We start from the raw sequence: 14,607 nt of genomic DNA, 5'->3' as shown, positions 1-14,607 counted from the left end.
TAATATCAAAAAGAATTCATCGGTATAATTCTGGATATTTTGTAAAATGAGGAGATCCTTCCGGTTTGTTTCATTGACTAGATAATTCCGGGTAGAAAAATTCAGAAAGATGCCCAAGATGATCAAAGGAAAGAAAACGGGGGCGAAATATCGGCAAAAGTTTTTGATGATAAATTGCCAATTCATCAGTTTTTTCATGAATGATCAATGATTTTCCTTCCTGAATTCCCGGGGACTTTTACCATAAAAACTTTTAAAGGTTCGGGTAAAATTTTTGGGACTATTATAGCCAACCGCCTTGCTAACATCATCGATGCTTTGCGAAACGTCTTGCAAAAATTCAGTGGCTTTTTGCATCTTCACCGCCAACAAAAAATCGGAGAAATTCGTTCCGGTCTCTTGTTTAAAAAAACGGCTGAGATAAAACGGATTCATTTTAATGAGGCTGGCGGCACTATATAATGTGGCTTCTTGATAATTTTCAGTGACATACTTTTTGACAGAGGCGATAATTTTTTGATTATAATTTTGGCCGCTTTGGGATAGTGAATTCTGAGAGAGCGGTTTTTCCGGAAAAAACTCCTGATCGAGTTCTTTTTTTAAAGATGAGAAAACACGGGCCAGTTCATCGAATTTGGTTGATTTGACAATATACTTTTTAACCCCCAAATTTACAGCTTGTTGAGCATATTCAAAATCCTGATAACCGCTTAAGAATATCAACTTAATCTTGCTGTCTCTCTGATTTAGCTCTTTCGCCAACTCTATGCCGTTCATCATCGGCATTACAATATCGGCTAAGATAATATCGACCGGAGTTGTCCGGATAAACTCCAGGGCTTTGATCCCATTTTCAGCCTGTCCCACTACTTCAAAACCAATTTCATTCCATGGAAAATAGGTTGCTAAACCGTTACGAATTTGATATTCATCATCGACAATGAGGAGCTTATACAAATATGTCCCTCCCCACGAGTTTTAGACTTTTACTTTATAATTATATCATAGAATGGATGCCCACATCCGCCGACGGATATTTTGAAAATCAATTTAGCTGGGAATTTATAAATTTGCAGTCAAAAAAAGAAACCTAATATGATAAAATGAAACCTTTTGTAATCCGAACACAGATTGTGGTCGGCGGGCGGGATCTTTATAATTTAGTTAAAGGTACCTTAAAAAATGCGAAGGGATGGAGACGAAGAGTGAAAAGAGCGATAAATACTTTATTTTTGGTATTGCTTATTATCATGGCGGGTTCCTGTTTGGTAGAAGCGAAAGAACCGGTTAAATTAAAGGCATGGATGAGAGCGACCGCCACGGAGAACTATTTAACATTAGCTGCAAAACGCTTTAATGCCAGTCAAAAAGATATCGTGGTCGATGTTCAGCTGCAAGGCGAGAATTATGGTAACGCTTTGAAGATGGCTTTGGCCGTAAATGACGCTCCGGATTTATTTGAGTCCAACACTGCCGCCGGTACTAGCACAGTGGCTCAATATGCCGCCAATAAGGTAATTGTTCCGGTTGATGATATTGCAAAAAAGCTAAAGGCTAATTTAGATCCAGGTATTTTTAAATGCAACGATCTTTTTTATCAAAATAAAATCTATTCCGTTCCGGCTGTGAAGTACTTTTTCCAACTTGTATATAATAAAGATCTCTTTAAAAAAGCCGGCCTAAGCCCGAACAATCCGCCCAAAACACTTGAGGAGGTCCGGGAATACGCGAAAAAAATAACAGCCGCTGGTAAAGGAGATTTTTATGGCTTTGGAATTGGGCTTGGGATCGGGAATTATTGGTGGCGTACTATTGATATGATGAGCGTCGCCGCTGATAAAAGCGGCGCATATGGCTATGACTATCGCAGCGGTAAATTTGATTTTTCCGGTCATAAAAAGTATTTGGATATTTTTCTGGGAATGAAAAAAGATGGTTCGTTTTATCCGGGGGAAACAACTTTGGGAATCGAACAATTGCGTTCCAAATTTGCCGAAGGAAAAATTGGCATGTATTTTGATGGGAGTTGGACGACTGCGCTTTATGGAGTTACTTTAGCGATCAATTCTGACTGGGGATTCGCCGATGTTCCTGTTTTAAAAGGCGAAACCTTTAAAAAAGGCTATGCTTATTATCAAGGGCAAATGGTGATTAATGCCGCCTCGAAAAATAGAGCTGCGGCTAAGAAATTCTATCAGTTTTTAGTTGCGAACGCTGACGCCAATTACGATTTCAATATTGGGCCGATTACGTATAAGAGCAATGTTGAACCAAACCCGCCGCAGAATAAAGCCCTTTTCCAATATTTACAGGCCAATGAATCAAAATATATTCCATTGCGCGTTGAACCGCATACCGCCATTACACTGATGGGTGATAACCGGGATCGTGTCATCACCGATGAGTTTATTAAAAGTTATGCGGGCAAAGGCGATTTTGACAAAGCCATTCGGGAACTGAACAAACGTTACAATGATGCTTTGGAAAAAGCGCTGACGGATGGGATTTTAAAAAAGAAAGAAATCAAAAAATAAAGAGCTGTTTTGGATGGGGGTGGGCATTGATGATGCCCACCTTTTTATAGAAGAGGTGATTCGGAATGAATAAATTGATGAAGCCGGATGGTTCGGGATCTGCGGCATCAAAAGTTTCCAAAACCCATCTGGGTGATTATCTGATGATTGCTCCCACCGGAGTATTATTTATCGTGTTTGGCTTTTTACCGATTCTCTATATTTTAGGTTATAGCTTTACTGAGTATAACGGTTTTAGTGATCCCAAATGGGTTGGTCTTCTCAATTACTGGCGCTGTTTTCAGGATATTGGGTGGTGGCAGACGGTTATCAACACGGTGGAATTCGGTTTGCTGATTCCTTTATTGCAAATTCCGCTGGCATTGGTAATCGCAGTGATTTTAAACGGGAAAATTCGCGGGAAAAACTTTTTTCGGGTAACTTATTTTCTGCCGAATATTACCAGTTCGGCGGTAATGGGGATTATTTTTTATTTTATGTTTGCTACTGATAACGGGATTGCGAACGCTATCTTAAAAACGCTTCATCTTATTTCTGCGAATATTGATTGGTTTTCCAACGAATGGGTCGCGAAATGGATTATTGTCTTATTTCGTTTATGGTTTGGGATTGGCTTTTATATGGTTCTTTTTCTAGCGGCCTTGCAGAGGCTCCCGCTCGATATTTATGAGAGTGCTCAGATTGACGGGGCGAATACCTTTGTAACCTTTACTAAAATTACCTTGCCGATGTTGGGTGACTTGTTTAAGGTCATCACCGCTCTTTCAATATTAGATGCCATGAAGTTGTTTGACAGTATTAAGGCCATAACCAACGGGGCTCCTGCGGGAAAAACCGAAGTAATGACGATGTATATTTATCGCTATTTTTTTGAAGGCGGTGGAGGCGGAAGTGTTGTAGCCCAAGAAGGTTATGCTTCTGCGGTAAGCATCATTGCGACAATCATCGTGGCTGCAGTGGCTTTACTATATATGAATTTTACCAAAAATGAGGCCGACGAGACCGGAGGATGATGATATGATACGCAAGTTATGCCGATTCCTGATTTATTTTTTTCTCATTGGAATATTGGTTTTCATGTTATTTCCCATTCTTTATGCTTTTTTTGGCTCTTTTAAAAGTGTTGAGGAATTTCTGCAAGGCGGAGCTCAAATTATTCCGCGGGTTTGGCGCTATCAAAATTATATCGAGGCATTCAGTAAAGTTAATTTTGGGATATATACTTTCAATAGTGTGGTTTTTTCTCTCGCCAGTGTCGTCGGGATCTTAATTACGACGACAATGACCGGCTATATTCTGGCCCGGAAGGTTTTTGTCGGGAAAAAACTGATGTTGAGTTCATTTGGAGCGGCCCTCTTTTTAACCGGAGCGACAACACTTTTTCCAGTGGTGATCATCTGTAAGCATCTCGGCCTTCTGAACTCGCTCTGGGGAATGATCATTGTTCAAATTGCCTGGTCGCAACCGATGTATAGCATTTTAGCCATGGGTTACTGTTCGGGCATATCCAAATCGCTAGATGAATCAGCGATGCTCGACGGTTGTAGCAGCTTTCAAATCTATTGGAGAGTCATCATGCCGATTATGAAGCCAATCAATGCAACCATTGCTTTATTATCATTTCGTGAAGCTTGGAACGCGTTTATGCTCCCTTTGGCATTTACCCTTACCAAACCGAATTTAAGAACTTTGGCTGTGGGGATTGTCAACTTAAAAGATGGCGGTGGAGAAGGAGTGAGTTCCTGGAATCTGATGATTGCGGGGACGATGATTTCGATTTTGCCGATGATTATTGTTTATTTAACCATGAATCGATATTTTTTGAGCGGTTTGTCCGAAGGGGCCGTGAAAGGATAAGGGGTCTCTATAAATTAAATATAACCATGTTTCTGAGAATTTGAGCGGGTAACGAAACGAGGACCACAATGTGCGGTAGAACGTTGCCATAACGATACACTTACTTGTATACTATGTCCTGAAAAGGATCACTCGTACAAATTCTGCGAAGTATTATATTGCGACATCGACTTTTGAGTGATTTCCCGGTGTTCAGATCCATCATTCCCGGGATCTGGTTCATTGGAAACTGATAGCCCCTCCCCTGAACCGGACTTTTTCGGCTGAATATGGCCGGGCCCCATTTGCAATGGGAACAGCAATTAGAATGATCCTGAATCCGTGACCTCTATAGGCTACCAGGCAAAACCGTAAGAACTTGCGACAACGTTTCACCTGGTATAAACCGATTCGTCACGGATTCAGGATGATTAAAAGGAGTAAAAACATGGGTTTCAAAAATGACTTCGTTTGGGGAGCCGCAACCGCCTCATACCAGATTGAAGGAGCGGCTTATGAAGATGGCAAAGGATTATCCGTCTGGGACATGGTCTGCCAAAAGCCTGGCTTTGTAAAATTCGGAGATACCGGGGATTCGTCCTGCGACCATTACCACAGGGTGTCGGAAGATGTAGCAATCATGAAGGAATTGGGACTTCAGGCTTACCGGTTTTCGATATGCTGGCCGCGTGTGCTTCCGGAAGGGATTGGGAAGGTAAACCCACAGGGATTGGATTTCTATGACCGTTTGGTGGATGAACTTTTAAAAAATAACATCATACCCTATGTCACCATTTTTCATTGGGACTATCCCTATGAACTGTACAAAAGGGGAGGATGGCTTAACCCCGAAAGTCCCGAGTGGTTTGCCGAATATACAAAAGTTGTCGTTGAGCGGCTTTCAGATCGAGTAACCCATTGGATGACCCAAAACGAGCCCCAATGCTATATTGGGCGCGGTCATCAGGAGGGAACTCTTGCTCCTGGGCTCAAACTGGGATTAAAAGACGTTCTGTTGGCTTCACACCATTCCCTCCTAGCCCATGGCAAGTCGGTCCAGGTTATTCGGGCCGCTGCGAAACAGCCTTCAATGATTGGATACGCGCCGGTTGGCATAACGTATATTCCGCAGAGCAATTCAAAACCGGATATTGAAGCGGCCCGAACTGCGGCATTTTCTATTACCGAAAAAAATGTCTGGTCAAACAGCTGGTGGATGGATCCGGTATTTCTCGGGAAATATCCCGAAGACGGCTTGAACCTCTTTGAACAGGAGCTTCCGGAGATAGGGCCGGATGATCTGAAAACCATCTTCCAACCCATTGATTTCTTCGGGACCAACATCTACAGCGGAAAAACGGTGAGAATGGGTAAAGATGGGCGGCCGGAGGAGGTAAAAAGGGAAACGGGCTTTGCAAGAACCGCATTCAACTGGGCCGTTACACCTCAATCGCTATACTGGGGTCCCAAATTCTTTTACGAAAGGTATAGAAAACCCATTATCATTACTGAAAACGGCCTGTCAAACACCGACTGGGTATATCTTGACGGAAAAGTTCACGATCCTCAGCGGGTCGATTTTCTAACCCGTTATATCCGCCAATTCCAAAGGGCTGCTGAGGACGGAGTCGATGCGATGGGCTATTTTTGCTGGTCCTTCATGGATAATTTTGAATGGGCGGAAGGGTATAACGAAAGGTTCGGACTGGTCTATGTGGACTTCACATCAAAGAACCGGATCATCAAGGATTCGGGAATCTGGTACCGGAAGGTGATTGAGTCGAACGGCAATATTTAAATAAAAGAGTAAAGCCGTGAAGAATCAGGAGGAGAGGATATTTTTTATCAAATTCTAGAAGCCATGTGATAAAGTCTCTTTCCAAACGATTCGACTGGCAAGAGGATTTCAAAACGACTTTATCACTTGCTTCTCTGAGCTTTTGTGTTCACCCTGGCCTTCGGACAGGGTTTATCACAACGCTTCTAGATTGAAGCATAAAGGCTAGCTCAATTTATATTAGGGAGTTGAGGTTATGAAATTTGGGGTAGCTTATTATCCGGAGCATTGGCCGAAAGAGATGTGGGAAAAAGATGCCGAATTCATGAGGGAGGCCCACATCAATCTGGTACGGCTCGCCGAATTCGGCTGGGCGAAGCTCGAACCCGAAAAGGGATGCTATGATTTTTCCTGGCTTGACGAGGCGATAGAGCTTTTAAGCCGATATAGTATCCAGGTTGTCCTGGGGACGCCGACCGCAACCCCGCCAAAATGGTTCATGGATCGGCATCCCGAAGTTTACCCGAAGGATCGTTACGGTATCACGAGAGGTTTCGGAAGCCGCCGGCATTATTGTTTCAATAATCCCGCCTTTCAAGAGGCCACCCGGGAGATCGTCGCCAAAGTGGCGGAGCATTACGGCGATCATTCAAGTGTCGTCGCCTGGCAGGTCGATAATGAATTTGGATGCCAGGAAACAACCTATTGTTATTGTGAAAGCTGTTTGCAAGCCTTCCGCCACTGGCTTCAGAAAAAATATGGAACGATTGACGCTCTGAATCATGCATGGGGAACGATCTTTTGGAGTCAAACCTATCGGGACTGGGATGAGATAATTCTCCCGGCGTATAGTGTCTGTTCGGGAGCCGACCCGATCAATCACGGGCATAATCCCTCCTTGACGCTGGATTATAAACGGTTTGCCTCGGATTCGGTTGTGGCCTACCAAAAACTGCAGATCGATACGATCCGCAATTTTTCCGCGAAGCCGATCACGCACAACTTGATGGGGCATTTCCCGGAGATTGACTATTTCGATCTGGCCAAGGATCTGGATTTTGTTTCGTGGGACAATTACCCGGAATTTCCCAAGAGATCCTTTTCGTATCTCGATGCCGCCATGGCGCATGATCTGATGCGGGGGACGAAGGGAAAAAATTTTTGGGTGATGGAACAACAAAGCGGACCGTGCGGCTGGAATGTACTGTCGGACACTCCCAAGCCCGGACAATTACGCCTTTGGTCCTACCAGGCGGTCGCCCACGGGGCCGAAGCGATTTTATACTTCCGTTTTCGGGCCTGCCGTTTTGGAACGGAACAATATTGGTACGGTATCCTTGACCATGATTCAGTACCCCGCAGGAGATATAAAGAAATTCAACAGACCGGAGCCGAATTAAAGGCTCTATCCGACTGGATTGTCGGGTCGAAAGTGATGGCGGAAACAGCCATGATAAAATCTTACGATAATCTGTGGAGTCACCAAATTCAACCGCATAACGTTCATTTTGATTATCAAAAGCTTTTGTTGAAGTATTATAGCACCCTTGCCGAAAATCATCTTCCGGTGGACGTTATCAGCATCGATGATGATCTTGCAAAATATAAACTGCTTTTATTACCCGCGTTCAATCTGATGAATTCGGAAATTAAGGTTAAGCTTGACAGGTATGTCAAATCAGGAGGAACGCTGGTTCTGACTTTCCGTTCAGGAACAAGAAATTGGGATAACACGATGAGCGCGTTGACGATACCCGGGGAATTCAGCGAAATGGCGGGAATCGAAGTGGAAGAGTTCGATTCATTGAATCGCGGCCGCCAGGTTTCTGTGGCAACTGTCGTTGGAAGCGCTATGGCTTCCATCTGGTGTGATATCATCAAACCTACCAGCGCCAGAGTAATAGGGGACTATACCAGTGATTATTACAAGGGGGAGCCCGCTATCACCGTGAACGACTGGGGAAATGGAAAGGTTTATTATATCGGATGTGATCTGGATCCATCCGCATTGGACGGATTGATGCGATATATTAGCGATAATTCGGGAGTTTCACCATTATTGGCGCGGCCCGTTCGGGGAGTCGAATTGATACGCAAAGAGAATGGGGGCCGCCAATTCCTGATGGCCTTAAACCATAACTCTCATGAAGTTGTACTCGACTTGAAGGGAGATTACACTGATTTATTGACGAAGCGCGAGGTTCACTCCAATTTCGTTCTTCCCCCGTTTGGCGTGGGGATATTGGTTTGAGCCTTGAGGAGCCAAATCAATTGAACCGCTCTGAGAAGACCCAATAATATACTCATGTTGCTACGATTGGAGTTGCCATGATGAGACCGATCAATAATCCAATTTTGCGTGGGTTTAACCCAGATCCTTCGATCATTCGAGTCGGAGAAGATTATTATATCGCCACATCGACTTTTGAGTGGTTTCCCGGTGTCCAGATCCATCATTCCCGGGATCTGGTGCATTGGAAACTGATCGCCCATCCCCTGAACCGGACTTCTCAGTTGAATATGATCGGCAATCCGGCTTCCGGGGGAGTCTGGGCGCCTTGTCTCAGTTGGGATGGCGGCTTGTTTTATTTGATCTATACCGATGTCAAAACGTTATACACGCCGGCCAAAGATACCCACAACTACTTGGTGACCAGCCGGGATATCGCTGGGGAATGGTCGGATCCGGTTTATTTAAACAGCAGCGGCTTTGATCCTTCACTCTTCCATGATGACGACGGACGCAAATGGCTGGTCAACATGGTTACCGATCATCGCCGGGGGAAAAACCGGTTTGGCGGAATCCTGCTTCAGGAATATTCCGTTGAATCTCAAAGACTCATCGGGCCGGTTTATAATATTTTTCATGGCACTGCGCTCGGTTCGACCGAGGGGCCTCATCTTTACAAACGAAACGGCTACTATTATTTGATTACTGCGGAAGGCGGCACCTCGCTCGGGCATGCCGTAACCATGGCCCGTTCCACTTCCATCACCGGCCCTTACGAAGTCGATCCGGAAAACCCTGTTCTCACTTCGCGGGAGGATCCGGCCTGGCCGCTTCAAAAAGCGGGGCATGCCGATTTGGTAGAGACCCAAACAGGAGAATGGTATATGGTGCATCTTTGCGGACGCCCCATCCCTTCAATGGGCCGGTATCCCTTAGGCAGGGAGACGGCAATTCAAAAAATGGTCTGGACTCCGGATCATTGGTTGCGGTTACAAAGCGGCGGTAAAAAGCCGCAGTTGCAGGTTCCCGCCCCAGGGCTTCCGGAATTTCTCCATCCGTCAGAAACAGTACGGGATGATTTCGATACGCCCGAATTGAATATTCATTTTCAAACCTTGCGAATTCCCTTCACCGAGGACATCGGCTCCCTGACGGAAAGACCGGGATATTTACGGCTCAAAGGCCGGGAATCGCTCTCCTCGCGGCATCGCCAGTCCTTGGTTGCCCGGCGTCAGCAGGCTTTTTCGTACACGTCGAGCACCTGCGTCGAGTTTGAACCGGAGAATTATAAACAGATGGCGGGCTTAATCTGCCTTTACGATCATGAAAACTTTTATTACCTCCTTATTTCCCGTGATTCGGAAAAGGGCGGAAAATACTTGACGATCTGGAGTTGCGACAATAACGTTTTTGACTATCCCGCCCGGCAAGATGTCTGCATTGAAAGTTGGCGGCGCTGTTATCTGAAAGTGGAGGTGAATTATCACCGGATGCGATTTTTTTATGCGCCGGACGGAGAGCATTGGACGCCTATCGGTCCTGTTTTGGATGCCAGCCGTCTGTCGGATGGGTACTGCCGGGAAGGAAAGTTTACCGGCGCATTTGTCGGATTATGCTGTCAAGACTTGAACGGTTCCGGGAAACATGCCGATTTTGATTATTTTGAGTACTTGGAACGGGAATCTGGAACACCCGAATAAAGAGCCGAATGAGAACTGACAAGAAGGATGAAAACCATGAGTTAACTCGTGGTTTTTTTGTTATCAACGGCGGGGCCGCTGAAATTTGCTCAAGGAGACGATGGGGTTTTGGAGAAAAGCATCGGATCAATCCTATCATTGGTGAGCAGGGCATTGAACGGTGACGGTAAATGATAATCATCCGCTGGAATGATTGGGATGGAGGGCAAAAAAGCCATCATGCTGAGGATTGGAAGAGGTTTTCGGCAACCTTAAATCCCTTGAATCCGCCCAATCTTGACGAATCCGGAAAAAGGCGCACTGATCAGCCACCGAAGCTCATTTTTTGAAAAAAAGCGACGACTTTGATTTTCATGTCTCAAAACCGCCGCTTGGCGACTACTTTTACAATTCTTCACAATCCAAATGGCGAAATCAGTAAGTCAATACCTCGCAACCGTCAGTTGTGACAAGTACCATGTTTTCCCACTGTGCGGACGGTTTGCCGTCGGCTGTATAAACGCTCCAGTCATCTTTTTTATCAATGAAGATCTTTGCCGTTCCCATGTTGATCATGGGCTCTACCGTAAATATAAGCCCCGGTACTAGCAGCATGCCCGTTCCGGCCTTGGATACATGGCTTACCCAAGGGTCTTCGTGAAATTGTAATCCGATACCGTGACCGCCTATTTCCCGCACCACCGAGTAGCCATTTTGCTTCGCGTGGTCATTGATTGCCTGCCCAATGTCGCCAAGGAAGCCCCACGGCCGCACTTGCTGGATGCCCAGCTCCATGCATTCTTTGGCGACCTGGACCAGCCGCTTTTTTTCGCTCGATACATTTCCAATGCAATACATCCGGGATGAATCGGAAAAATAGCCGTGGTATTCGGTTGAAACATCGACATTGATGATATCGCCGTCTTTTAAGAAAGTTTTTTCGGATGGGATGCCGTGACACACTTGGTCGTTTATCGATGTGCAGACGCTCTTGGGATAGCCCTTGTAGTTCAGCGTCGCGGGTCTGCCGCCGAGCTCTTTGGTTTTGTTGAAAACCAGCCGGTCGATTTCTGCCGTCGTAATGCCTGCCGCGATATGACTGCCAACGAAGTCCAGCACTGTGATATTGATTTTACCGCTTTCTTTGATCTGATCGATTTGCGGTTTGGTTTTTAATAAATTGCGGGATGGCGTAGGATATCCTTTGGCCATATAACTTTCCATCCGCTCGTCGATCTCGGCGTGGCACTTTTTATACTTTTGCCCGCTGCCACACCAACAAGCATCATTTCTCCCCAATTTATCCATCATTGGATACTCCTTTCACTACAGTCCCAGAACAAAGGATCCATATCATCCGATCTGTGCTTTCCGATATTGAGTGGGAGTACACTGATAGACTTCCATAAAAGCTCTTGATAAGGATTCCGCTGATGAGTAACCACATTGAAGAGCAATCTCAATGATCTTATCGTCCGTCCGGAGCAGTAGGTTTGCAGCCGCATGCAGCCTGCATTTGGCCAGGTACCGTTTATAAGTGACGCCCGTGTACTCACGAAATTTGGTTGAGCAGTAATAGGGAGAATAGCCCACATGGGATGACATGCGTTCTAAGGTCGGGTTTTCCAGGGCATGATTATCGAGCCATTGGACCATCGATTCCAGCGTTTGAAGGGACATCGAACTCACTCCTTTCTCCATTATATCAATTCCCGCGGTCCAATGCCTGACATAAGTTGCGAAAATCAAAACGAAGGAGCTGAGAGGAAAATGATGAGCCGTTGGTCCAGGTTGCAGTGATGGTTTGGAGCGACGGACTCGGAAGGAGCGGGCCGAACTTGGCGAAGCCTCTGGAAATTGATTCCCTACCCGGGCATGGAAGCGGGTTGAATATTGCCGAAAATCGAGTTAAGCGTTATGATCAAACAAGCTCGGACTGGCGAATTCCTTGGCATGAAGTGGAATGCAGTCGAATCAAGGGGGGCTTATGATGGAAATAATCGTGCCCAAAGATAATATGAACTCCGCCCAATATGAGATCTATTATAAGAATAATATCCCGAATATTGACCATCCATTGCATTACCATGACTTTTACGAGCTCTATTTTCATGTTCAGGGAAAAGCCAGCTATATCATTAACAATAAAATTTACAATCTGCAAACCGGGGATATCGTCTTAATCGACAAACAGCAGCTGCATCGGGCCATCATCGAAGATATGACTGAAAAATATGTCCGTTATGTCATATGGATGACTAGAGACTGCGTTTCGAGCTTGCAATCGGCGGGGATCGATTTCATCAATCTTTTTGAATCCCCCCGGAAGAAGGATGTCATACGGCTTCCCGAAAGATTGTGGCAGGATATGTTGGCCTCCTTGCAAAAGCTGCATCGCGAAGATAGCCACCCCGAGGAAGGCAGCGCTTTTTTAGTAAATGCTTATTTACACGAAATACTCATCTTATTGAACCGTTATAGCGCGCGGGAATATGTCGTCCATGAAAATAGCATCAAGAACGATACCTTGGTTCAAAAGGTTATGGAATATATTGACCAGCATTATTCCGAACCGCTGTCACTGGATGAAATAGCGCAACAGTTCTTCCTAAGCAAATTTTATCTCATGCGGAAGTTTAAGAAACATACTGGGCTGACGCTGATGGATTACTGCAGAAAGAAACGGTTAATGAAGGCCCGGGAATTATTATTGCGGAATGTCGCTGTTTCCGATGTCTATAAGCTTTGCGGCTTTGAGGATTATTCGAATTTTTTGAAAGCGTTTCGTTCCGTATATAAAATGCCGCCGCGAGAATACTGTAAAATCTTAAAGAACAACAACTCCTCGGGCAAGATAAGCAAATTAGGGGATGAAAATACCCATTAGCCGGGGAGACAGATAAGTAGAATAAACTGCCAGGATTTTATTTGCATTCGGTTTTACGATGCAAATTTTTATTAAGAATTTGTTTTCATCCGATACGGCAATATTTGCAACATTTTCGGCAACAAAATATGTCTATTGAAAATCGGAATTTGATACAGTGTAAACATCGATAATTTGATTGAGCTCCAGCCGCTGCGCTCAGGTGAGCGGTTGGAAGAAAATCAAACATTCCAAAGGGAGGGTGTTTTATGAAAAAGTTTCTCGGCATGATCATGCTCATCGCTATTTTAGCAATGGCCGTGGTTACCCATGGTGCCCCCAAAAAAGTGGAAATCAGCTTTTTGGTTACCAAACCCGAGATTGTAACCCAGTTTCGCAAGACCTTCGACGCGTATAGCGCGACGCATCCCAACGTAACCATTTCGACCATTCCCCTTTCCGGGCAGACGATTTACGAAAAACTCACTTCGCTGTATGCTTCCGGTAACGCCCCCACCATTACCATGGTGGGCGGCCCGGAGTTTACGGCTTTTAAAGACAAGTTTCTCGATGTAACCAATACCAAGTTTGGGAAAGCCGCCTATGATTGGTCCGTGCGACGGACCACCATGAACGGCAAGATCTATGCCGTGCCGACGACTGCCGAAGGCATCGGGATAATGTATAACAAAACGGTAATTGAGGCGGCTACGGGGAAAAAATTTGATCCGGCTTCCATCAAATCCCGCAAGGATTTGCGAGAGCTTCTCCAAAAGATCGCGAAGACGAAATATGCGCCGGTACAGCTTTCCAATATGGATTGGCTGCTGGGTTCCCATATGACCTCCATTCTATACGCGGCCATGAGCAAGGATTATGACGAACGGCAAAAAATCCTCTTACAGTGCGCCAAAGGCAAGTTCGATTTCATGCGCAACGACACGTTCAACGGTTGGATGGATACCTTCGATCTGCTCATGACCTATAACATGCACAAAGGCGCGCCTTTGGGAAACACTTATGAAGATGATCAACTGGCCATGGCCAAAGACAAGGTTGCTTTCTGGGTCATTGGGAATTATGTATATCCCAACATTGTAGGCATGAACCCGGATGCCAAGGTAGGGATGATGCCCTATCCAATCAGCGATAACCAAGCTGACTATGGCAACAGCCAGATTACGCTTACGCATTCCTTCTTCGCAATTGACGGCGCACAGTCCAGCAAGAGCGAACAAGCTGCCGCCATTGACTTTTTCAATTGGCTGCTGACAAGCGCCAAGGGTCAAAAACATTATATCGATACGCTGATCTTTACGCCGGTTTACAAAGGATTCAGCATTCAGCCCAGCAATCCGGTAGCCAAAGAAATCGTCTCCTACATGAAAAAAGGGAAAACGCTGGAACGGATGAGCGATTATTTCCCGGCGGGGATTACGGTCAAGTTTGGCGCCGCCATGCAGCGCTACATGGACGGTGTCGGCACCCGCAAGGATGTGGCCGATTCCTTCAAAAAAGATTGGCTGGAGATGTCCTCCAAATAAGCTCTCAAAGCGATTCAAGAGGTGGATTTGATATCCACCTCTTGTTATAAGGAAGCATTCCGGCAACACAAAAATGATCCGGTATATCGTCCTATTCGGGATAAGCCACAATGTGAAAGTTTAAATTCAATGAGATGTTTG

General features: G+C 45.4%; 11 protein-coding genes and 1 pseudogene. 9 read left to right on the top strand and 3 right to left on the bottom strand.

Annotation, left to right across the window (positions count from 1 at the left end; genetic code table 11):
• Positions 1–204: 204 nt before the first annotated feature.
• Positions 205–957 (bottom strand): response regulator transcription factor, encoded by a 753-nt coding sequence (locus EDC14_RS17620; protein ID WP_132015630.1) that lies wholly within the window; start codon positions 955–957, stop codon positions 205–207.
• 248 nt (positions 958–1,205) lie between these two features.
• On the opposite strand from EDC14_RS17620, the gene EDC14_RS17615 reads away from it, so the two are divergent.
• The 7 genes and pseudogenes from EDC14_RS17615 to EDC14_RS17590 all read left to right on the top strand — a co-directional run bounded on the left by EDC14_RS17615 (position 1,206) and on the right by EDC14_RS17590 (position 10,077).
• Entirely contained in the window at positions 1,206–2,534 is a 1,329-nt protein-coding gene (locus tag EDC14_RS17615; RefSeq protein ID WP_165908104.1) for an ABC transporter substrate-binding protein, read from the top strand.
• A 65-nt stretch (positions 2,535–2,599) separates the two neighbouring features.
• Positions 2,600–3,547 carry a carbohydrate ABC transporter permease gene (locus EDC14_RS17610; protein WP_132015628.1) on the top strand — a complete coding sequence of 316 codons (948 nt, stop codon included), beginning with the start codon at positions 2,600–2,602 and terminating at the stop codon, positions 3,545–3,547.
• 4 nt (positions 3,548–3,551) lie between these two features.
• A complete protein-coding gene (locus EDC14_RS17605) occupies positions 3,552–4,391 on the top strand; it encodes a carbohydrate ABC transporter permease (RefSeq protein WP_132015627.1) in 840 nt (279 codons plus the stop codon).
• Positions 4,392–4,542: 151 nt separating this feature from the next.
• Positions 4,543–4,644, top strand: a pseudogene (locus EDC14_RS27375) (family 43 glycosylhydrolase); the annotation flags it as partial.
• Between the two features lie 174 nt (positions 4,645–4,818).
• On the top strand, positions 4,819–6,168 hold the full coding sequence (locus EDC14_RS17600) for a GH1 family beta-glucosidase (protein ID WP_132015626.1): 1,350 nt from the start codon (positions 4,819–4,821) through the stop codon (positions 6,166–6,168).
• 235 nt (positions 6,169–6,403) lie between these two features.
• Complete coding sequence (locus EDC14_RS17595; protein WP_132015625.1) at positions 6,404–8,398, top strand: beta-galactosidase; 1,995 nt, start codon at positions 6,404–6,406, stop codon at positions 8,396–8,398.
• An 80-nt stretch (positions 8,399–8,478) separates the two neighbouring features.
• Positions 8,479–10,077, top strand: a complete 1,599-nt coding sequence (locus EDC14_RS17590) for a glycoside hydrolase family 43 protein (RefSeq protein ID WP_132015624.1) — start codon at positions 8,479–8,481, stop codon at positions 10,075–10,077.
• 414 nt (positions 10,078–10,491) lie between these two features.
• On the opposite strand, the gene EDC14_RS17585 is transcribed toward EDC14_RS17590, so the two are convergent.
• Both EDC14_RS17585 and EDC14_RS17580 read right to left on the bottom strand, forming a co-directional pair.
• On the bottom strand, positions 10,492–11,367 hold the full coding sequence (locus tag EDC14_RS17585) for a methionyl aminopeptidase (RefSeq protein WP_132015623.1): 876 nt from the start codon (positions 11,365–11,367) through the stop codon (positions 10,492–10,494).
• 42 nt (positions 11,368–11,409) lie between these two features.
• Entirely contained in the window at positions 11,410–11,736 is a 327-nt protein-coding gene (locus EDC14_RS17580) for a helix-turn-helix transcriptional regulator (protein WP_132015622.1), read from the bottom strand.
• Between the two features lie 310 nt (positions 11,737–12,046).
• Between EDC14_RS17580 and EDC14_RS17575 the strand changes: the two genes are divergently transcribed.
• Both EDC14_RS17575 and EDC14_RS17570 read left to right on the top strand, forming a co-directional pair.
• The gene (locus EDC14_RS17575) at positions 12,047–12,943 is read left to right on the top strand and encodes an AraC family transcriptional regulator (RefSeq protein WP_207930757.1); all 897 of its coding nucleotides are present in this window, start codon (positions 12,047–12,049) and stop codon (positions 12,941–12,943) included.
• A 248-nt stretch (positions 12,944–13,191) separates the two neighbouring features.
• On the top strand, positions 13,192–14,466 hold the full coding sequence (locus tag EDC14_RS17570) for an ABC transporter substrate-binding protein (RefSeq protein ID WP_132015620.1): 1,275 nt from the start codon (positions 13,192–13,194) through the stop codon (positions 14,464–14,466).
• The last annotated feature ends 141 nt before the right edge of the window (positions 14,467–14,607 follow it).

The sequence above is a fragment of the Hydrogenispora ethanolica genome, from assembly GCF_004340685.1.
GTDB lineage: Bacteria > Bacillota > UBA4882 > UBA8346 > UBA8346 > Hydrogenispora > Hydrogenispora ethanolica.
The sequence above is the reverse complement of the archived record's forward strand: the minus strand, read 5'-3'. Positions and strand labels throughout refer to the sequence as shown.